This is a genomic window from Streptomyces sp. NPDC093065 (assembly GCF_044754585.1).
In the GTDB taxonomy this organism is placed as follows: Bacteria; Actinomycetota; Actinomycetes; order Streptomycetales; family Streptomycetaceae; genus Streptomyces.
The window spans coordinates 241,627-260,369 of the sequence record NZ_JBIVPJ010000004.1 but is presented as its reverse complement, the minus strand read 5'-3'; the positions used below and the strand labels follow the sequence as shown (position 1 = coordinate 260,369).

Sequence of the window (18,743 nt, the reverse complement as noted above, 5' to 3'; positions counted from 1 at the left end):
GACTGGTGCCCGGTCCCGGGCGCGGGACGGTGAAAGGGAGACGGTGTGACCACGGAGACCGACTGGGGCGGCGCCCCCTCCGTGCTGCGGATGATCCTCGGCAAGCAGCTGGAGGAGTTGCGCACCCGCGCCGGTCTCACGTTCGAACAGGCCGGTGAGGCGATCGGGGTGAGCCACTCCACGATCCGCCGGCTCGAGGCGGCGAAGGTGGCCCGGCTGCGCCTTCCGGACGTGGAGAAGCTGCTCCAGATCTACGGCGTCCGCGACCAGCAGGAGATCGACACCTTCCTGAAGTCGGCCCGGGAGGCGAACAAGCGGGGCTGGTGGCACACCTACCGCGACGTCATGCCGGACTGGTTCGCGGCGTACCTGAGCCTGGAGCAGGCGGCCCTGCACATCCGCGCCTACGAGTCGGGGTTCGTGCACGGCCTGCTGCAGACCCCGGCCTACGCGCGGGCCCTGATCGGTGCGGGCAACCCGCACGCCTCCTCCGTGGCCACCGAGCGGCGGGTGGCCCTGCGCATGCGGCGCCAGGAGATCCTCACCCGCCCGTCCCCGCCCCGCCTGTGGGTCGTCATGGACGAAACGGTCCTGCGCTGGCCGGTCGGCGGCGCCGAGGTGATGCGGGAGCAGGTGGATCACCTCGTCGAGGTGGGCAGGATGCCCAATGTGACGCTCCAGATCATGCCCTTCGCGGGCGGCCCGCACCCGGCCATGCGCGCGGGTGCGTTCGACCTGTTCCGGTTCCGGGCCCCCGAACTCCCCGACATCGTCTACCTCGGAGGGCTCGTGGGCGCCGTCTACCTGGACAAGCGCGACGACGTGGTGGTCTACCGCGAGGCCCTGGACCGCCTCGGCGCGCAGGCAGTCCCGGCCCGGAGCACCGAGGAACTCCTCGGCAGGCTGCGCAAGGAGCTGTGACCGCAGGGACACGACGGGGGCACGACCGAGAGTCCACTCGTACCGAACGACCCGACGGAGAGGGGCGAACGTTGTCCGACAGCGGATGGCCGGCCGACCGAATCGACACCGAGCACGCGCACTCGGCCCGGATCTACGACTACATCCTGGGAGGGAAGGACTACTACCCCGCCGACCGCGAGGCGGGGGACGCGATGGCCCGGGAATGGCCCGCCCTGCCCGTGCACATGCGCGCCAACCGGGACTGGATGAACCGCGCGGTGCGATGGCTGGCCGAAGAGGCGGGGATCCGCCAGTTCCTCGACATCGGCACCGGCATCCCCACCTCGCCCAACCTGCACGAGATAGCGCAGTCGGTGGCCCCCGAGTCGCGGGTGGTCTACGTGGACAACGACCCGATCGTCCTGACCCTGTCCCAGGGCCTGCTGTCCAGCACCCCCGAGGGCCGCACGACGTACATCGAGGCGGACTTCCAGCACCCGGAGGCCGTCCTCGGGTCCGACGAGTTCCGCAGGACGCTGGACCTGACCGAGCCCGTCGCGCTCACCGTGATCGCGATCGTCCACTTCGTGCTGGACGAGGACGACGCGGTCGGCATCGTCCGCCGCCTCCTGGAGCCGCTGCCCTCGGGCAGTCACCTGGCCATGACCATCGGCACCGCCGAGTTCGCCCCCGAGGAGGTGGGCCGGGTCGCACGCGAGTACGCGGCCCGCGACATGCCCATGCGGCTGCGGACCATCGACGAGGCCCACGAGTTCTTCGAGGGGCTGGAGTTGGCCGAACCCGGCATCGTCCAGGTGCACAAGTGGCATCCGGACGGCACGGGGGAGCAGGGCATCCGGGACGAGGACATCGCGATGTACGGGGCGGTGGCCCGCAAGCCCTGACGCTCGCGGGCCGAAACGCGCTCACGGGCCGTAACGCTCGCGGGCCGTGCAGGTCGCCGGCCGCGGGGCGTCAGATCACGCGGAACAGGTCGGCCGCGGCGTGGACGTCGGTGAAGTCCTCGACGGAACGGAGGTTGTCGCACAGGGCCTCGAGGACCGAACCGGCCGCCGCGACGCGCGGCGCGCCGATGCCCACGCCGAAGACCCGGAAGCCCAGCCGGCGCTTGGCCTCGTTCCAGCCCCGCATCCACTCCTCGGTGACACCGCAGTCGTCGTCGGTGAGCATCACGATGTCCCCGCGCGTGCGGGCGGTGTCGTTGAACTCCTCCTCGAGCAGTTCGCCCGCCGCCGTCAGGGGCCGCTGGTAGCTGGTGCCGCCGCCGAGGAACGTCTCGGTGAAGTCGAGGGTGTGGGCGAGAGCGGCGGGTCGGCCGGCGGGGAAGCGGAAGACCCGGAGCTTGTCGGCGGCGGAGAACACGATGCCGACGAAGTCGCGCCCCGCGTGGCGGGCCTGGTCGAGCAGCGCCAGCGCGCACGCCTTCGCCCAGGCCTCCCGGGTGATGCCGCCGGGCCCCGCCTCGTACATCGAGTGCGAGGTGTCCACGCACGCGATGACGGCGCCCCGGCCGGTGGCCTGCTCGCCCTGGCTGTCGTAGAGCATCAGCTCCCCGGCGGCGTAGCGCGCGGCGAACACCGCCCGCAGCGCCGGGAGTCCGAGATTGGCCAGTTCGGACGGGATGACCCGGGAGAGGTCGTCGCCGAGCGTGACCCCGATCAGCTCTCCGGTGGCGTTCTCCACCTTGCGGGCCCGCTCACCGTCGGCCATCTGCCTGAAGCGGCCGATCAGTTCGGCCCACTCGGCGAGCCGGCCGGTGCGCAGCCGCTCGGCCAGCCGGGCGCGCTCGTCGAAGGACATCCGCTCCAGCTCGCCGGAACCGACGCCCCAGGCCCGCATCAGCGCGGCCTCCTTCCGCGCGGCGGCCGACGACTTCGCCACCGCGTCCCGCGCGGCGGCACGGACGCCGGGGACCGCCACCGCGAGGGCCTGGCCGGCGTCCGCGGCGGCCCGTCCCGCGGCGGCCTCCGCGTTGCGGACCGCCTGCCGTACGGCGTCGGCGGCCGGTCCCGGCACGGTGCCGTCCTCGCCGGCCTCGTCGGCGGCCCGCCGCAGCGCCTCGGCCACGGCGGTCGCCGCGTCCCCGGCGTCCCGCCGCGCCCGGCCCGCCCGCTCGTCGCGGTCCCGGGTGGCCCGGGTATCGTCGAGCATCCGCCGCAGCGCGGTGCCCTGGGCCAGCACGGCCATCGCGGCGGCGTACGGGTCGCCGGCCGTCTCCCGGTGCAGCTCGGCGAAGTCGGGCGACTCCAGCAGCGCGGCGACGACCCGGTGGTTGACCAGCCGGGAGTGCTCCATCTCGGCCCCCTCGCGCAGCCGCGGCGCGGCCTTGTAGGCGGCCATGAAGGTGTCGGTGAGGAGGTCGGCGGCGTGCGCGTGGCGCTCGCCCAGTTCGTCGGCCAGCTCCCGCAGCGCGGCGGACTGGGCGTAGGTGTCGTGCCAGGCGATGCGGTCGAAACGGTCGGCGACCACGGCCCCGGTGTGCCTCGCCCCGGTGGCGGCCGACAGGGCCAGCCACTGTCCGGCCAGGTCCGCCAGCTCGCCGAGCCGGCTCGCCTCGCCCCGCGCCGTCGTGTCCGAGTGCGCCCCCGCGTCGTCGTCCATGGTGCCGTCGGCTCCCGTGCTCAGAGCTGCCCCTGGGCCTGCACCGTGCTCGCGTCCACGCCGAGCGCCTCGGTGAGCACACGGGCGCGCACGGCCCGCCGGCGGCCGGAGACCCGGTCGATGGCGGTGGTGGAGCGGCCGGCCTCCACCGCCTCCTCGCGCAGCCGCTCCAGTCTCTTGCCCGCCGTGGCCAGCTGGTTGTGGGCCTTCTTGATGACCCACTCGCTCAGTGCCTCGCGGGACTGCCCGGCCATCGCGTCGAGCTGGGTCTCCAGCTCCTCGATGGCGTCGGCGAGGTCGAGGGCCTCCTTGGCGTCCGGGTTGACCAGGTGCAGCACCTCGCGCTCGACCGTCGGACGTTCGGCGGGGGAGTCCCACAGCACATGGGTCAGCACCGACAGATCGCTCTCGGCGACCGAGGGGCGCCCGTCCAGGAAGGCGGACGCCTGGAGCAGACCCACCGCCTGCCGCCAGCGGCGGTCGGAGGCGATCAGCTCCTTGCGGCGCAGGGCGGCCCGCAGCGTGCACACCGCGTCCACGATCCCGTCGGGCACCTCCACGGCGGGGACGGCCTCGGCCACGGCATGCCGCAGCGCGCCGAGTTCCACGGTGGTGCGCCTCGGTGCCGCCGGGCGGCTGACCGCGGAGCGCACCAGGGCGGCGAAGTTCGAGGGGTCTTCCAGGTACTTGACCTCGATCCGGACCAGCAGCCGGTCGTAGATCGCGGCCGAGTCCTCCCCCTCGGGCAGCTCGTTGCTCGCGGTGATGGCCGCGATGAGGGGGCAGCGGACGGGCTCGCCGCCGCTCTCGGGGTGGTAGATCCGCTCGTTGAGGTAGCCGAGTGTCTCGTTCAGTGCGGCCGTGGAGCACTTGAAGATCTCGTCGATGAACGCCACGTGCGCGGTGGTGGCGCGCCCTTCGTAGACCTGGCGGTACTCCCCGCGCGCCAGCGCGGCGACGTCGACGGGACCGAACATCCGCGTCGGCGCGGTGAACTTGGACAGCAGGATCTCCCAGTAGGACGCCCCCACGATCCGGCCCGTGAGCTCCCGGGCCAGCTCGGACTTCGCCGTTCCCGGCGGGCCGAGCACCAGCGAGTGCTGACCGGCCAGCAGGGCCACGAGCAGGGTGCGCACCACGTCGGCCCGTTCGTAGAAGCGGTCCGACAACTCGTCGCCGATCGCCCGGAGCCGCTCGGCCGTGTCCTGCGCGGCCGGCACTTCCTGCGGGTCCTGTGGGCCCATGGCCGACTCCTCCTGTGACGGTCCGGGTGGGCTGGCAGGTCAGAGCCTATCCCGCACGAACGTCAGTTCCCGTCGCCCCGGGGTCACCGAACGGCACCTCGGCCCCCACCGCGGTGGTGTCATCGACCAGACTGTCCACCATGAACCATTTCTTCTCGCCGTCGGCCCGCACCGTGCCGGCCGTGGCCGCCTCCGTACTGGCGGCCTGCTGCCTCACCGCCTGCTCCGAGGGCGGCAGCGACGCGCCGGTGTCCGTCCGTGTGAACCAGGCCGGGTACGTGGCCGGCGAGAAGAAGTTCGCCTACGTCATGGGGGACCGGGACACCCTGGCGGACGCCGAGTTCGAGGTCCTGGACGAGCACGGCGACACGGCCGGGCACGGCACTCTCGGCCCCTCCCTCGGCGGCTGGAACGACACGTACACCGCCGTGCGCAGCATCGACCTCTCCTCGCTGCACCGCACCGGCACCTACCGGCTGCGCCTGGTCGGCGCGGGCGACGACCCCGAGGTCCGCTTCCGCGTGGCACCGGCCGGGCAGCTGCTGGATCCGCTGCGCGCGGACACCGTGCACTTCTTCAGCACCCAGCGGGACGGCGAGGACGTACTGACCGAGGCGACCGGGCGGGAGCCCTCGCACCTGAGCGACGAGGAGGCCCGTGTGTACGAGCTGCCGGACACCGGCGCGGCGGGCGACGGGACGACGGACGGCCCGGAACCGACCGAGGCCGACGATCCCGTGGACGTCTCGGGCGGCTGGTTCGACGCCGGGGACTTCCTCAAGTTCACGCACACGACGTCCTACGTGGTCGCGCAGATGCTGAGCACCGTCCGCGACACACCCGCGGTGCCCGGCCTGCGGGAGGAGGCACGGCACGGCCTGCGGTGGCTGGACCGGATGTGGGACGGGGGGACGGGCACGCTCTACGCTCAGGTCGGGCTCGGGTCCGGCGGCAAGGAGGCCCGTGGCGATCACGACGTGTGGCGGCTGCCGGAGCAGGACGACCGGCTCACCGTGCGCCCGGGGGACCCCGACTACCTGATCAAGTACCGGCCCGTCTTCCGCGCCAACGACCCGGGGGAGCCCATCAGTCCCAACCTCGCGGGCCGGGTGGCCGCGGCCTTCGCCCTCGCCGCGCAGACCGAGGCCGCCGACCGTCCGGCGCAGGCCCGGGCCTGGCTGGACAAGGCGGCGGCCGTCTACGCGCGGGCGGACACCGAGCGGGACGCGGACGACCTGGTCACCACCACGCCCGCGGACTACTACCAGGAGCACTCCTGGCGCGACGACATGGAGTGGGCGGCCGTGGAACTCTCCCGCGGAGCCGACGCCCTGGGTGACGCCCGCGCCTCGCGATGGAGCGGCGAGGCGCGCACGTGGGCCCGCGCGGCCCTGCGGGAGGAGCGCGGCGGCACCCTGGGCCCCGCCGACGTCAGCGCCCTCGCCCACGCCGACGTGCTCACCTCGGCGGACCCCGACGCGGACCTCGAGAGCGCCCTGGAGGCGGAACTGAGGCGGCAGGTGGAGACGGGACGCAGGCGCGCGGCCGAGGACCCCTTCCGGTCGGGCGTCATACCCAGCGACTTCGACGCGGTGCCGAGCACCTTCGGACTGCTCGCCACCGCCGAGCTGTACGCCCGCGTCACCGGCGACCACCGGTTCGACGACTTCGCCGCGCAGCAGCGGGCCTGGGTCTTCGGCGCCAACGCCTGGGGCACCAGCTTCGTCGTGGGCGCGGGCGACCTCTTCCCGCACTGCCTCCAGCACCAGGTCGCCAACCTGGCCATGAGCCGCACCGGCCGCGGCGACATCCTGCGCGGCGCCGTCGTCAACGGGCCCAACGACGCGGACCTGCTCAAGGAACCGGAGACCTTCGACGGGGGCCGCCCCTGCTCCTACGCACCGGAAGCCGGGCCGTGGTCGAAGTTCGACGGTCACGGCGCCGGTTACGTCGACGACGTACGGGCCTGGCAGACGGTGGAACCGGCGGACGACTTCGCCTCGACGGCCCTGTACGCCCTCTCCCTGACCACCGCGCGGTCCTGAGACGAAGGGGAGCCGCCGCGGCGCCCCCGGGCGCGGTTCAGGACGTGGTCGGCCAGGTCCGCAGCAGGACGTCCAGCGCGTCGAGGATCGCCGTCCAGCTCTCCTGGGAGCCGGGGGCGCTGTGGCTGAAGCCCCCCGTGCGTTCCAGGCCGACGTAACCGCTGAAGACGCTGCCCAACAGCCGCACGGCATGGGTCTGGTGCGGTTCCGCCAGGTGGTATCCGCGCAGGATCGCCCGCGACATCCGGGAGTGCCGCACCCCGGCGCTGGAGGCCGCCGTCTCCGCGTCGAGCGGGAACTGCGTGGCGGCGAAGCGGCCCGGGTGCTCGATGGCGTAGTCGCGGTAGACGTTCGCGAAGGCCACCAGCGCGTCCTTGCCGGCCCGGCCGGCCACCGCCTCGGAGGCCAGGTCGGCCAGCTCCTCCAGGGCGAACAGCGCGATCCCGGTCTTGAGGTCGTGGGCGTTTCGCACATGCGAGTACAGGCTCGCCGTCTTCACGCCGAACCGCCTGGCCAGCTCCGTCGGAGTGGTGCGCTCGAAGCCGATCTCGTCGGCCGTCTCGGCCCCGGCCCTGATCAGACCCTCGGTCGTCAGTCCTACCCGAGCCACAACCGTCCTCCGCATCGCTCACCCGGCAGCCGGGGAAGATTATGAGCTTGCCTAACATCGTTAGGCAAACTGGGCATCCCGGTACGCGCGGGCCGCCGTCATCAGGTCGTTGAGCGCGTCCCTGGTGCGGATGAGGTCGTCGATGTGCCCGGACAGTCTGTCGCGCTCCTGCGCCATGCGCTCCAGCGCGGCGTCGGAATGGTCCTCGCTGGGCGAGTCGACGCACGGCAGCAGTTCCGCGATGGTGCGGCTGGACAGACCCGCGGCGTACAGCCGCTGGAGGAACTCGACCCGCTCGACCTCGTGCTCCGTGTACTGGCGCTGGCCGCCGGCGCTGCGCGTGCTGACCAGCAGCCCCTGCTCCTCGTAGTAGCGCACCGACCGGACGCTCACTCCGGCCCGCGACGCCAGTTCACCGATGCGCATGCCCTGCTCCCGACTGTGATCCGCGGCACAATTCCTTGCCTCTGACGTCAGTGTCAGGTTCTAGCGTAGCCGTCGTGCCCGGGGTCCGGGCCCGCGGACGACGAAGGAGACCTGACATGACGTCCCTGTTCGACAGTTACCTGCTCGGCGGCCTGACGCTCCCCAACCGTATGGTGATGGCCCCGATGACCCGTGTGCGTGCCGCCGAGGGCGGCCTCGCCACGCCGTCGATGGCCACGTACTACGCCCAGCGGGCCGGCGCCGGGCTGATCGTCTCCGAGGGGGTGCAGCCGAGCCTGATCGGGCAGTCCAACCCGGGGACGCCCGGGCTGCACACCGACGAGCAGGTGGCCGCGTGGCGCCCCGTGACCGCCGCCGTGCACGCCAACGGCGGACGGATCTTCGCCCAGATCATGCACGGCGGCCGCGTCTCCCACCCCGACACCACGGGCACGGTGCCGGTCGGTCCCTCGGCCGTCCCGGCCGTCGGGGAGGTGTTCACCCCGACCGGGCCGCAGCCCGCGCCGACGCCGCGCGCCCTGGAGACCGCGGAAGTGCCCGAGCACGCGCGGTCCTACGCCCGGGCCGCCCGCCGCGCCGTCGACGCCGGCTTCGACGGCGTCGAACTGCACGGCGCGAACGGCTACCTCATCTCGCAGTTCCTCTCCTCCAACGCGAACCTGCGCACCGACCGGTACGGCGGCCCGGTGGCCAACCGGATCCGCTTCGCCGTCGAGGCCGTGTCCGCGACCGTCGAGGCCGTCGGCGCCGACCGGACCGGCATCCGCCTCTCCCCGGCGGGGACCTTCTGGGGCGTCGAGGAGAACGGGGTTCTCGACCTCTACACCGGGCTGCTGACCGAGCTGTCGCGCCTCGGGATCGCCTACGTCCACGTCGAGGCCACCGCCGACGAGGACCTGCTGGTCGCTCTGCGCCGCGTCTGGCCGGGCACCCTCGTCATGAACCCGGTGCTGCCGATGGGTCCCAAGCAGACCGGGCGCGAGGAGGCCGACCACTGGCTCGGGCTCGGAGCGGAGCTCATCAGCTTCGGCCGCGGCTTCATCGCCAACCCCGACCTGGTCGAGCGGCTGCGCTCGGGCCTGCCCGTGGCGCCGGTGGACGAGGCCACGTACTACCAGGGCGGTGACGCGGGCTACCTGACCTACCCGGCGTACCAGCACACGGCCTGACGCGGGCCCGGGGGCGGCGGAGCGGTGCCGTTAGCATGTTCGAGCTCGTGACGATCCGCACGAGCCGCCGATTTGTCCGACTCCCTAGCAAACGGGCCAAACAAGTGAAGACCACACCGACACGAATATCCTCGCGAAGAGACCTCAGCACCCTGTTCGCCGCGTGGCGCCGGCCGCGGGTCGTGCTGTGGACCGCGGCCGGTGTGGTGACCCTCGGTTTCCTCGTCGCGCTGGAAATCGCCGCGCGCCACTACGGCGTGCGCGGCCCGATCACCAACCAGGCGCGGGAGGTGGTCTTCTCCCCGCGCTCGGGGCCCCTGCTGTACGCCGGCCTCGCCCTGACCATGGTGGTGCTCACCTGGCGGCAGCGCCTGGTCGCCGTCGGCGCGGCGGTCGGCATCGACGTCGTCTTCCTGCTGGCGCGCTGGGCGGTCGGCGCCGACCCGAACTTCGGCAACGGCGCGCTGTGGGTGGTCCTGGGCTGCGCGGTCGTCGCCGTGACGCGCCGCAGGGGCAGCGAACGGGCGCTGCTGCTCAAGGGCGCGGGGCTGGGCCTGCTGCTGGTGGCCGGCCACAAGACGGGCGACACCTGGCTGCTCATCACGTCGGAGACCCGTAAGGCGGTCCTCGACCCGTACGTGGCCACCGCCGACCAGGCGCTCGGCAACCCCTCGTGGCTGGTCGGCCGGCTCGTCGAGGCCACCGAGCCGGTCGGCGGCCACGTACTCCACCTCGTCTACGGCCAGCTGCCCCTGGCCGCCGCCCTCGTCGGTCTCTACCAGCTGCGTCACGTGGCGGCCGAGCGACGGTTCCCGAGCCACCACCTCGTGCGCACCTTCCTCGCCATCGGTCTGCTCGGGCCCGCCGTCTACATGATCTTCCCGGTGGTCGGACCGGTCTTCGCCTACGGCGCCGAAGGCGGCCAGTGGGCGGTGGCCAACCTGTGGCCGGACACCCTGCCGCCGACCGGCGCGCCGCACGCGGTCCCGTTCGACGACATCACCCCGCGCAACTGCATGCCCAGCCTGCACACGGCATGGGCCATGACGCTGTTCCTCCACTCCCGCAAGGGGTCGCGGGCCGTGCGGTTCGCCGGCACGTTCTGGCTGGTCGCCACCCTCACCGCGACACTCGGCTTCGGCTACCACTACGGCGCCGACCTCGTCGCCGGCGTGGTCTTCGCGCTCACGGTCGAGACCGCGATGCGCGCGTTCGCGCGGGGCTGGGACGGCGCGGCCGTCCGGCTGGTCGCCCACGGCGCGACGGTGTTCGCCGTGCTGCTGGTCGCGTACCGGTACCTGCCGGCCGAGATGGCCGCTCACCCGTGGGCCGCCGGGCCGCTGCTCGTCCTCGCGATGGGCTCCGTCGTCCACGGGTATGTGCGGACCACCAGGCTGTGGGAGTCCGAGTCGCTGCCGGCGCGGCAGCCGGAACCGCCGCGCCCCGCGGAACCCCAGCCCGAACTGGTGTGAAGCCGGGACCGGTGCAGGGCTACTCGAAGTAGTGGCCCTGCTCCAGGTCCTCGACGAGCCCGGGCTGGACGGGCTCCCACCCCAGCAGCTCGCGGGTCAGGACGCCGGAGGCCGCGCGGTTGGCCGCTAGGGGGCCCGCCAGCCAGCCGAAGTGCGCGCCCGCGTCCGAGGCGGGGACCGACACCACCGGCAGGTCCAGCTGCCGGCCGATGACCGCGGCGAGGTCGCGCACGGGCAGGCCCTCCTCCGCGACCGCGTGCAGCGTCGACCCCGCGGGCGCCTTCTCCAGCGCCAGGCGGAACAGGCGCGCGGAGTCGAGACGGTGCGCCGCCGACCAGCGGTTGGTGCCGTCCGCGAGGTAGCCGGAGACGCCCTTCTCACGGGCGATCCCGATGAGGGCCGGGACGAACCCGTTGTCTCCCTCGCCGTGATTGGTCGGGGCCAGCCGCACCACGCAGGAGCGCACGCCGCGGGCCGCGAGGGAGAGCGCCAGCTCGGCCGTGGCGGCCCGCACGTGCTGGGCGTCGCCCCGTGCCGCCGCGGCCGGGTCCGGGTCGTGGCCGTCGCGTTCGGTGGCCACGTGGCCGGGAATCGAGGGGGTCCCGGACGCGATCGTGAACGGCCGGCCCGACCCCGCGAGCGCCTCGCCGATCACCTCGACGGCTCGCCGGTCGGCCTCGCCCGCGCCCTTGAAGTCCCCCGAGAACGCGATGTCGTGCTTGAAGGCCAGGTGCACGACCCCGTCCGAGGCGGCGGCCGCGTCCCGCAGGACGTCGAGGTCGTCCAAGGTGCCCCGGACCACTTCGGCCCCGGCCGCGGCCAGCGCTTCGGCCGAGGCGTCGGAACGGGCGAGCCCCACGACCTGATGACCCGCCCCGATGAGCTCGGGAACGACGGCTGAGCCGATCCAGCCGGAGGCGCCGGTGACGAAGACACGCATGAGAACCCTCCAGATATGTCCGTACATGGCGACTGCCGGTCCCGCGAATGCGGGCACGGGCGGCAGGCGCGAGGCGCCGGAACCGTCGATGACAGCCGCTGTCATCACCCTTGTCACGGAGCACGTCCCGATGCCGCGGGGTGCATCAGCGCAAGGCCGGCCGGACGGGTCAGGACGCCACGAAGCGGGCCGTCTGCCCCAGCACCACCGTGTCCGCCAGGTAGCCGATGTGCGTCTGGCAGACCACGTTGTTGTTGGTCGCGCCGGTCAGCCGCGTGCTGGTGTAGGGGAGGATGATGCCGTCGCACGCCGAGTACCAGGTGGCGTACTTGGTGCTGCCCGGTGTCTCGTCGCCCGACGTGATCTGGGCGATGAACGACGAGCCCGGGTACATCTGCCGGCAGGTCGTGTAGATCAGGCACGCGCCCGCGTACGTCGTCCCGTGGTTCGCTCCGGCGATCGACGCGAGGTGGCTGACACTGGAGTGCCCGCCCAGCACCTTCAGGTAGTACTGGCTGACGAGCCCGCCCATCGAGTGGTTGACGATCGCCACCTTGCTCGCGCCGGTCCGCGCCTTCACGCCCTCGACGAAGGAGGCCAGGCCCCGGGCGTTGGTGACGTTGTCGCCGTAGGAGTCGTACTCGTAGGCGAAGAGGTCGGAGCCGGACCAGCCGTTCAGCCGGAAGACGCTCATCGCGGTGGTCCAGTTGGACGCGCTGCCGGTGTAGCCGTGGACGAAGACGACCGGCGTGCTCGTGGCCAGTGGCTGGGCGGCCGCGGCCTCCGCGGCGCCCGTGGGGGTGACCGCACCGGCCGCCGGCGCGGAGGAGAAGAGGCCGAACGCGACCGCGGCGGCCGCGAGAACACCGAGAAGCCGGCGTGGGGAACGACGACGCATGGAGCCCTCCAGGAGAGGATTCGGGTACCTGACCCGATCAGAGTCCTGGTGCGGGGCTCCGGCGCCATCGGCAGAATCACCAGCCACGGAGAACTCGCCGACGACGGAGAACGGGGCGCGCGCCGACCGGCGCACGCCCCGCGGGAGCGGATGACCGCGAGAGGGCTCAGGCCTTGTCCTGCATGGACTGCCTGGCCGGATTGCGCTGCTCGTCGGCCTTGAAGTCCTTCTCGCCCGCCTTCGCCCGCACCCCCCGCTCGATGCGCTCGCCGATCGTCCTGTCGATGTTCGACCAGTACTCGAAGGCCCGCTTCAGCACGGGTTCGGTCACCTCGTTGAGCAGGTGGTCGACCACGTTGTCGACGAGCCGGTCCCGGGCGGCGTCGTCCATGACCTCGCGCACCAGGGTGCCCGGCTGCCCCCAGTCGTCGTCCTCGGCGTGACTGACGTAGGCCGTGCGGGTGATGGCCCCGTCCGTCTCCCAGCTGGGCGGCGTACCGAAGTGCTCGGTGTCGGCGGCCGGACCCCCCTTGGAGTTCGGCGCATAGACCGGATCGGTGGTCTTGCGGTAGGCCATCGCACCGTCCTTGGAGTAGGTGTGGACGTCGACGACCGGGGCGTTCACGGGAAGCTGCTGGTAGTTCGCGCCGATCCGGTAGCGGTGGGCGTCGGCGTACGAGAAGAGCCGCGCCAGCAGCATCCGGTCCGGGCTGGGTCCGATGCCGGGGACGAGGTTGTTCGGCTGGAACGCCGCCTGCTCGATCTCGGCGTGGTTGTCCGTCGGGTTGCGGTCGAGCGTCATGCGGCCGACCGGGATGAGGGGGTAGTCGCCGTGCGGCCACACCTTCGTCAGGTCGAACGGGTTGAACCGGTAGCCCGCGGCTTCCTCGTACGGCATGACCTGCACGTGCAGCGTCCAGCTCGGGTGGTCGCCGTCACGGATGTGCTCGAAGAGGTCCCGCATGTGGTAGTCGGTGTCGGCCGCCGCCATCTGGTCGCCCTCGTCCTGGGTGAAGAACTCGATGCCCTGGTCGGTCTTGAAGTGGTACTTCACCCAGAACCGTTCGCCCGCCGCGTTGATCCACATGTACGTGTGGGACGTGTAGCCGTTCATGTGGCGCCAGCTGCGCGGGATGCCGCGGTCCCCCATGAGCCAGGTGACCTGGTGCGCGGACTCCGGCGAGAGGGTCCAGAAGTCCCACTGCATGTCGTGGTCGCGCAGGTTGCTGTCCGCCCGGCGCTTCTGCGACCGGATGAAGTGCTGGAACTTCATCGGGTCCTTGACGAAGAACACCGGCGTGTTGTTGCCGACCATGTCGTAGTTGCCCTGGCTGGTGTAGAACTTCACCGCGAAACCGCGCGGGTCGCGCCAGGTGTCCGGGCTGCCGCGCTCGCCCGCGACGGTCGAGAAGCGGGTGACCAGCTCGGTGCGGGTGCCCGGCTGGAAGACGGCCGCCTTGGTGTAGGCGCTCACGTCGTGCGTCACCTCGAAGTGGCCGAAGGCGCCGCTGCCCTTCGCGTGCGGCTGGCGCTCTGGGATGCGCTCCCGGTTGAACTGCGCCATCTGTTCGATGAGGTAGGCGTCCTGCAGGAGCACCGGACCCGCCGGACCCGCGGTGAGCGAATGCTCGTCGCTTTCCGCCGGTGCGCCGGAGTCCGTGGTGGTGGCAGGCGTGGTGTCCGTCATGAGGCTGCCTTTCGTCGTGGAGTGGCTGACGCCCGGGGGCCGCGCGACTCGGACCCGGGACACGGAGCGGCCCTCTCCGCCTCGCCCGGCACAGCGGTCCAGCCGAGGCCCGAGCCGGGTCCGGGGCCCCGGTTCACACGGTCTCCGCAGGGCGCGTGCCCAGGAGCGGCCATGCCAATCCGGTCCGGGCGCGGCGCCGTGCCGGGCAGGGCCGCCCCGGGCCGGAGCCCGCCGGCCCGCCGCGTCCCGGGGTGGGGACGCACCGCGTACTCGCCCATCCGCCCGGGACCTTCCGGAGTGCCGTCGTCCGTATCAGTCTCCGCCGCCGTCCGGCCCTCGCAAGCGGAGCGGCGCTAGGCGGAGGCCCGGCCGCCCAGTACCCGGCGGACGGCCGCGCGCAGCCAGTGGTGGGCGCCGTCGGCGGTGTGCCGGGGGTGCCAGGCCATGCCGATGGACACGGGCGGCAGGGCCAGCGGGATGTCGAGGAGGCGCAGTCCGAGGACCGAGGCCTGCTCGGTGAGGGGGCACGGTGCCCGGTCGGCGCCGTCCGGCACCGCGGGCACCAGCGCGACGACGTCGGTGCGGGCGGCGAGGGACAGCGCGGCGAGATGTCCCGGGAGGACGACGGCGACCCGGCGGCTCAGCCCGTGCTCGGCGAGGGCGGTGTCGACGGGACCGTCGAAGCGGCCGCGGCGGCTCACCGCGACGTGCTCGGCGGCGGCGAACCGGGCCGGGGTCACGCGCCCCTCGGCGAGCGGGTGGCCGGGCCGGACGGCCGCCGTCATCCGCAGGGTGACCAGCTCCTCCACCCGGGTCTCCGGGTCCACGTGCTCGATCGCCCCGACCTCCAGGTCGACCCGGCCGTCGCGAAGGCCCGGCCCGGCCTCCAACTCCTCGGCCCGGAACCGCAGCGAGATGCCCGGCGCCTCCCGCCCGGCCAGCGTCAGCAGACCGGGGGCGAGGGCCGCACCGACCAGATCGGCGGCCTGGAGCCCGAAGGTGCGGTGCAGCACGGCGGGGTCGACGCCGGTGGCCGGCGTCAGGAGGACACCGAGCCGGCGCACCACGGCGGCGGTCTCCTCCCGCAGGGCCAGCGCCCTCGGCGTCGGCACCATGCTCTGCCCGGCCCGGACCAGGAGAGGGTCCTGGAGGATGCGGCGGAGGCGGCCGAGGGTACGGCTCATCGCCGCGGGGGACGTGCGCATGCGAGCGGCGGCGCGGGTGACGCTCTGCTCGCTGAGCAGGGCGTCGAGGGCGACCGCGAGGTTGGCGTCGACGACCGGCGCGACCGGATCCGTGCTGTTCACCAGTGTTGTTCCGTTCCGGGCAACAATCCCTTGCCGATGTTCCCATTGTGGCAACACCTCGTGGCTCCCCAGTATGAGGCCGTACCCGAACGGCACGAGCCACGAGGTTTTCATGATCGTTATCACTGCTCCGACCGGGAACATCGGGCGGCGGCTGCTGCCCCTGCTCCTGGACTCCGCACCCGCACGCGGCGAGGAACTGCGCGTGATCGTGCGCGACCCCGCACGACTGCCCGACGCCGTGCGCGACCGCGTCGAGGTGGTCACCGGCTCGCACGGGGACCCCGCGGTCGTCGACCGGGCCTTCGACGGCGCCGACGCCGTCTTCTGGCTAGTCCCGCCGGACCCCTCCCGCACCCCCGACGACGCCTACCGGGGCTTCTCCCTCCCCGCCGCGAACGCCCTCGCCGTGCACGGCGTCGGCCATGTCGTCGGCGTGTCCGCCCTCGGCCGCGGCACCCCGGTCGCCGGCCGCGCCGGACTCGTCACCGCGTCCCTCGCGGTGGACGACCTCATGGAGGAGACCGGCGTCGCCTACCGGGCCCTGGCCAACCCCTCCTTCTTCGAGAACCTCCTGGAGGAGGCCGGCTCGATCCGGGAGAAAGGCTGCTTCACCGACGTCGTCGACGCCGACCGCAAGGCCCCTCTCGTGGCCGTCGCCGACATCGCGGCCGTGGCGGCCGGTCTGCTGCTCGACCGGTCCTGGACCGGCACCGGCAGCGTCCCGGTGCTCGGGCCGCGGGACCTGTCGCCCAACGACCTGGCCCGCATCATGACCGAGCGGCTCGGCCGCCCCGTCCGCTACGAACGCCAGGCGCTCGACGACCTGCGCACGACGCTCGTCTCCCACGGCCTCGACAAGGCGTTCGTCGAGGCCGTGGTCGACATGAAGCGGGCCAAGGACGACGGCCTCGACGCGGGCGTCACCCGCACCCCGGACACGGCCACCCCGACCACCTTCGAGCACTGGGTCGCCCAGACCCTCGAGCCCGCGGTCCGCTCCTGACCCCTCGTCCCATCACCCTCCCGAAAAGGAATCAACCATGCCCGCACAGACCACCGAACCCCCGGTCACCGCGTTCATGCTCGTCAAGACCACGCCCGAATGGCTCGCCCTGACCGTCGAGGAGCGGGTGCACGCCTTCGCCACGGAGGTCGTCCCGGCGGTCAGGGCCAGGACCACCGGTGTCCGGTCACGTTTCTACGACACGGAGTTCTACTCCGCCCGCGTCACCGACGTCTGGGTCTGGGAGGCCGACGACCACCACGCCTACCAGCTCCTCGTCGACGCCCTGCGCGAGACGCCCTTCTGGGACCGGTACTTCGAGGTGGTCGACCTCCTGGTCGGCACGGAGAACGGCTACGCGCGCACCTACGGGGTCGAGGCGGTCACCAGCATCTCCACCTGACCTCCGGCGGTGGCTCAGTGCACCGGCTCCCAGTAGGTGCCGTACTTCCGGGCCAGCGCGGTCGCCTCGCCCGGAGTCAGATGGCGCACCGGCCGGTCCCCCAGGAGCAGTTGGAGCGCGGAGGCCTCCTCCACCTCGACGGCGGCCTCCGTCGCCGCGCGCAGCGACGTGCCCGCCACGACCGGGCCGTGGTTCTGCAGCAGCGCGGCCCGGCAGGGGAAGGCGAGCCGTTCCAGGCCCGCGGCCTGGGCGGGGTCGCCGGGCGGGGCGTAGGGGAGCAGCGGTATCTGTCCGACCCGCATGACGAAGTACGGCGTCAGCGGCGGCAGCGCACTGCGTTCGGACCAGGGCGCGCGGCATGAGGCCGCCGCCGCGTGCCGGGAGTGCAGGTGGACGACGGCCCGGGTGGCCCGCTCGCGTCGGTAGAAGGCGAGGTGGAGCGGGTACTCCTTGGACGGCGCCGGTCCGCCGAGGTGGGTGCCGTCGAGGGCGAGCACCGACAGCTTCCCGGGGTCGAGCGCGGCGAGGTCCGTGCCGGTCGGGCTGACCAGGACACGGTCGCCGTCCCGGACGCTGACGTTGCCCGAGGAGCCGGGGCTCAGACCGAGCCCGGCCAAGTGGGCCGCCGCCGCGACGAGTTCCTGTGCGAGGGCGGTCATACGAGCTGCTCCCATGCCTGCGTGAAGATGTCGGTGCCGCCGAAGTTCCCCGATTTCAGGGCGAGGTCGACGGTGTGGGCGGTGCCGGAGGGGCTCACCTCGGTGCGCGCCCAGGCGACACCGGGGGCGATGGGCGCCCCGACGGCGAGGGTGCGGGCGCGCAGCGCGGTGACGACGGCCCCCGACGTCTCGCCGCCCGCCACCAGCAGCCGTCGCGCCCCGGCGTCCACAAGGGTCTTCGCGCAGGCCGCGAGGGCCCTCTCCACCAGGGACGACGGTGGTTCCGCGCCGGCCGGCGTGTCGGTCTCGACGTCCTCGGGCGCCGCGACCGCGTAGATCAGTGGCGGCCGGGCGGGGTCGTCCGCCCACCGGTCGCGCACGAAGGCGGTCAGGTCGGCCACGGCGCCGTCGAAGTCGGCGCGCAGCCGGGTCAGGTCGAGCCGCCGGTGCGGCAGCAGGTCCAGGGCGTGGGCGACCTGCGCCCGGGTCGCGGCGGAGGCGCTGCCCGCGAGGACGACCCCGGGGTCGTCCTCGCGGGACGCGGGCCGTGCGCGCGCCTGCTCCGGATGCGGGCCGGTGAGTCCCACGGCGAGCCCGGCGGCGCCGGTCACCAGCCCGAAGCCCTCGGTGGCGGCGGCGATGGTCCGCAGGTCCTCGTCGTCCACGGCGTCCACGACGGTCAGCGCGTCGGCGTGGGCCTCCTCGTCCAGGACCGCACGGAGGCGGGCCGCACCGGCCCGGACCGTGTCCAGGCCGATCCGGGTGACCGGGTGGTCCGTCTGCGGCTCCAGCAGCCGGTCGACGCGGGAGTCCAGCATCGGAGTGAGCGGATGGTGGCGCATGGGGCTCTCGTCGAGCAGGTCGTCGTGGACGAAGAGCCGCCCCCGGTACACGGTCCGCCCGGTCGCCGGGAAGGAGGGGACCACCACCGTGCGCCGCTCGCCGGTCTCCGCCAGCAGCGCGTCGGCCACCGGCCCGATGTTGCCGCGGGGTGTGGAGTCGAACGTCGAGCAGTACTTGAAGTAGAAGCGCCGGCAGCCGATCGCCCGCAGTGCGCGCAGCGCCCGGCGCGACTGCTCCACCGCCTCCGGGACGGGAGCCGTTCTGGACTTCAGTGCCACCACGACGGCGTCCGCGTCGGCCCACCGGTCCGGCGCCTGCGGCTGCGCGGGGGAGACGACGGCCTCGGCGCCGACGGCGATCACGGTCCGGAAACCGCGGGCGACCAGCATCGTCGCAAGGTCGGTCGCGCCGGTGAAATCGTCTGCGATGGCCCCGAGGGTCGGCATCAAGTGCTCCTGCGTTGCTGTCCGGGTTCGTGGTGCGGCCGA

At 73.1% G+C, this 18,743-nt stretch carries 17 protein-coding genes; 7 read left to right on the top strand and 10 right to left on the bottom strand.

Going from position 1 to position 18,743, the window contains the following annotated elements; genetic code table 11:
• Positions 1 to 45: 45 nt before the first annotated feature.
• Together ACIQFU_RS09650 and ACIQFU_RS09645 are read left to right on the top strand one after the other, a co-directional pair.
• Positions 46 to 921: a helix-turn-helix domain-containing protein gene (locus tag ACIQFU_RS09650; RefSeq protein ID WP_402550312.1), complete on the top strand. Its 876-nt coding sequence runs from the start codon at positions 46 to 48 to the stop codon at positions 919 to 921.
• Between the two features lie 71 nt (positions 922 to 992).
• Positions 993 to 1,808 (top strand): SAM-dependent methyltransferase, encoded by an 816-nt coding sequence (locus tag ACIQFU_RS09645; RefSeq protein ID WP_402550311.1) that lies wholly within the window; start codon positions 993 to 995, stop codon positions 1,806 to 1,808.
• Positions 1,809 to 1,878: 70 nt separating this feature from the next.
• Here the strand turns inward: ACIQFU_RS09645 and ACIQFU_RS09640 are convergent, their stop codons facing one another.
• Both ACIQFU_RS09640 and ACIQFU_RS09635 read right to left on the bottom strand, forming a co-directional pair.
• Complete coding sequence (locus ACIQFU_RS09640) at positions 1,879 to 3,525, bottom strand: VWA domain-containing protein (RefSeq protein WP_402550310.1); 1,647 nt, start codon at positions 3,523 to 3,525, stop codon at positions 1,879 to 1,881.
• 20 nt (positions 3,526 to 3,545) lie between these two features.
• Positions 3,546 to 4,769, bottom strand: a complete 1,224-nt coding sequence (locus ACIQFU_RS09635; protein WP_402550309.1) for an AAA family ATPase — start codon at positions 4,767 to 4,769, stop codon at positions 3,546 to 3,548.
• Positions 4,770 to 4,909: 140 nt separating this feature from the next.
• Here ACIQFU_RS09635 and ACIQFU_RS09630 point away from each other — a divergent pair, with 140 nt between their 5' ends.
• A complete protein-coding gene (locus ACIQFU_RS09630; RefSeq protein WP_402550308.1) occupies positions 4,910 to 6,814 on the top strand; it encodes a glycoside hydrolase family 9 protein in 1,905 nt (634 codons plus the stop codon).
• A 37-nt stretch (positions 6,815 to 6,851) separates the two neighbouring features.
• Here the strand turns inward: ACIQFU_RS09630 and ACIQFU_RS09625 are convergent, their stop codons facing one another.
• Together ACIQFU_RS09625 and ACIQFU_RS09620 are read right to left on the bottom strand one after the other, a co-directional pair.
• Entirely contained in the window at positions 6,852 to 7,424 is a 573-nt protein-coding gene (locus ACIQFU_RS09625; protein ID WP_402550307.1) for a TetR/AcrR family transcriptional regulator, read from the bottom strand.
• Positions 7,425 to 7,484: 60 nt separating this feature from the next.
• Positions 7,485 to 7,850: a MerR family transcriptional regulator gene (locus ACIQFU_RS09620; RefSeq protein WP_402550306.1), complete on the bottom strand. Its 366-nt coding sequence runs from the start codon at positions 7,848 to 7,850 to the stop codon at positions 7,485 to 7,487.
• 116 nt (positions 7,851 to 7,966) lie between these two features.
• Here ACIQFU_RS09620 and ACIQFU_RS09615 point away from each other — a divergent pair, with 116 nt between their 5' ends.
• Both ACIQFU_RS09615 and ACIQFU_RS09610 read left to right on the top strand, forming a co-directional pair.
• Positions 7,967 to 9,040, top strand: a complete 1,074-nt coding sequence (locus ACIQFU_RS09615; RefSeq protein ID WP_402550305.1) for an alkene reductase — start codon at positions 7,967 to 7,969, stop codon at positions 9,038 to 9,040.
• 104 nt (positions 9,041 to 9,144) lie between these two features.
• Positions 9,145 to 10,512, top strand: a complete 1,368-nt coding sequence (locus ACIQFU_RS09610; RefSeq protein ID WP_402550304.1) for a phosphatase PAP2 family protein — start codon at positions 9,145 to 9,147, stop codon at positions 10,510 to 10,512.
• 19 nt (positions 10,513 to 10,531) lie between these two features.
• On the opposite strand, the gene ACIQFU_RS09605 is transcribed toward ACIQFU_RS09610, so the two are convergent.
• The 4 genes from ACIQFU_RS09605 to ACIQFU_RS09590 form a co-directional block, all read right to left on the bottom strand.
• Positions 10,532 to 11,452, bottom strand: coding sequence for an SDR family oxidoreductase (locus tag ACIQFU_RS09605; RefSeq protein WP_402550303.1), 921 nt, complete (start codon positions 11,450 to 11,452; stop codon positions 10,532 to 10,534).
• 169 nt (positions 11,453 to 11,621) lie between these two features.
• On the bottom strand, positions 11,622 to 12,350 hold the full coding sequence (locus ACIQFU_RS09600; RefSeq protein ID WP_402550302.1) for an esterase/lipase family protein: 729 nt from the start codon (positions 12,348 to 12,350) through the stop codon (positions 11,622 to 11,624).
• A gap of 166 nt (positions 12,351 to 12,516) precedes the next feature.
• The gene (locus ACIQFU_RS09595) at positions 12,517 to 14,037 is read right to left on the bottom strand and encodes a catalase (RefSeq protein ID WP_402550301.1); all 1,521 of its coding nucleotides are present in this window, start codon (positions 14,035 to 14,037) and stop codon (positions 12,517 to 12,519) included.
• A gap of 353 nt (positions 14,038 to 14,390) precedes the next feature.
• Positions 14,391 to 15,344 carry a LysR family transcriptional regulator gene (locus tag ACIQFU_RS09590; RefSeq protein ID WP_402550300.1) on the bottom strand — a complete coding sequence of 318 codons (954 nt, stop codon included), beginning with the start codon at positions 15,342 to 15,344 and terminating at the stop codon, positions 14,391 to 14,393.
• 112 nt (positions 15,345 to 15,456) lie between these two features.
• On the opposite strand from ACIQFU_RS09590, the gene ACIQFU_RS09585 reads away from it, so the two are divergent.
• Positions 15,457 to 16,350: an NAD(P)H-binding protein gene (locus ACIQFU_RS09585; RefSeq protein ID WP_402550299.1), complete on the top strand. Its 894-nt coding sequence runs from the start codon at positions 15,457 to 15,459 to the stop codon at positions 16,348 to 16,350.
• A 37-nt stretch (positions 16,351 to 16,387) separates the two neighbouring features.
• The gene (locus tag ACIQFU_RS09580) at positions 16,388 to 16,753 is read left to right on the top strand and encodes a darcynin family protein (protein WP_402550298.1); all 366 of its coding nucleotides are present in this window, start codon (positions 16,388 to 16,390) and stop codon (positions 16,751 to 16,753) included.
• Positions 16,754 to 16,767: 14 nt separating this feature from the next.
• On the opposite strand, the gene ACIQFU_RS09575 is transcribed toward ACIQFU_RS09580, so the two are convergent.
• Together ACIQFU_RS09575 and otnK are read right to left on the bottom strand one after the other, a co-directional pair.
• Positions 16,768 to 17,412 carry a class II aldolase/adducin family protein gene (locus tag ACIQFU_RS09575; protein WP_402550297.1) on the bottom strand — a complete coding sequence of 215 codons (645 nt, stop codon included), beginning with the start codon at positions 17,410 to 17,412 and terminating at the stop codon, positions 16,768 to 16,770.
• The gene (otnK, locus tag ACIQFU_RS09570) at positions 17,409 to 18,701 is read right to left on the bottom strand and encodes a 3-oxo-tetronate kinase (protein WP_402550296.1); all 1,293 of its coding nucleotides are present in this window, start codon (positions 18,699 to 18,701) and stop codon (positions 17,409 to 17,411) included. Before otnK ends, ACIQFU_RS09575 begins: the two co-directional genes overlap by 4 nt.
• Between the last annotated feature and the right edge of the window lie 42 nt (positions 18,702 to 18,743).

What these genes read in the sequence shown, in the direction of transcription:
- ACIQFU_RS09640 (WP_402550310.1), bottom strand. Translation starts at nt 3,525, where the DNA reads ATGGACGACGACGCGGGGGCGCACTCGGACACGACGGCGCGGGGCGAG.
- ACIQFU_RS09635 (WP_402550309.1), bottom strand. Translation starts at nt 4,769, where the DNA reads ATGGGCCCACAGGACCCGCAGGAAGTGCCGGCCGCGCAGGACACGGCC.
- ACIQFU_RS09630 (WP_402550308.1), top strand. Translation starts at nt 4,910, where the DNA reads ATGAACCATTTCTTCTCGCCGTCGGCCCGCACCGTGCCGGCCGTGGCC.
- ACIQFU_RS09620 (WP_402550306.1), bottom strand. Translation starts at nt 7,850, where the DNA reads ATGCGCATCGGTGAACTGGCGTCGCGGGCCGGAGTGAGCGTCCGGTCG.
- ACIQFU_RS09615 (WP_402550305.1), top strand. Translation starts at nt 7,967, where the DNA reads ATGACGTCCCTGTTCGACAGTTACCTGCTCGGCGGCCTGACGCTCCCC.
- ACIQFU_RS09605 (WP_402550303.1), bottom strand. Translation starts at nt 11,452, where the DNA reads ATGCGTGTCTTCGTCACCGGCGCCTCCGGCTGGATCGGCTCAGCCGTC.
- ACIQFU_RS09600 (WP_402550302.1), bottom strand. Translation starts at nt 12,350, where the DNA reads ATGCGTCGTCGTTCCCCACGCCGGCTTCTCGGTGTTCTCGCGGCCGCC.
- ACIQFU_RS09595 (WP_402550301.1), bottom strand. Translation starts at nt 14,037, where the DNA reads ATGACGGACACCACGCCTGCCACCACCACGGACTCCGGCGCACCGGCG.
- ACIQFU_RS09585 (WP_402550299.1), top strand. Translation starts at nt 15,457, where the DNA reads ATGATCGTTATCACTGCTCCGACCGGGAACATCGGGCGGCGGCTGCTG.
- ACIQFU_RS09580 (WP_402550298.1), top strand. Translation starts at nt 16,388, where the DNA reads ATGCCCGCACAGACCACCGAACCCCCGGTCACCGCGTTCATGCTCGTC.
- ACIQFU_RS09575 (WP_402550297.1), bottom strand. Translation starts at nt 17,412, where the DNA reads ATGACCGCCCTCGCACAGGAACTCGTCGCGGCGGCGGCCCACTTGGCC.
- otnK (WP_402550296.1), bottom strand. Translation starts at nt 18,701, where the DNA reads ATGCCGACCCTCGGGGCCATCGCAGACGATTTCACCGGCGCGACCGAC.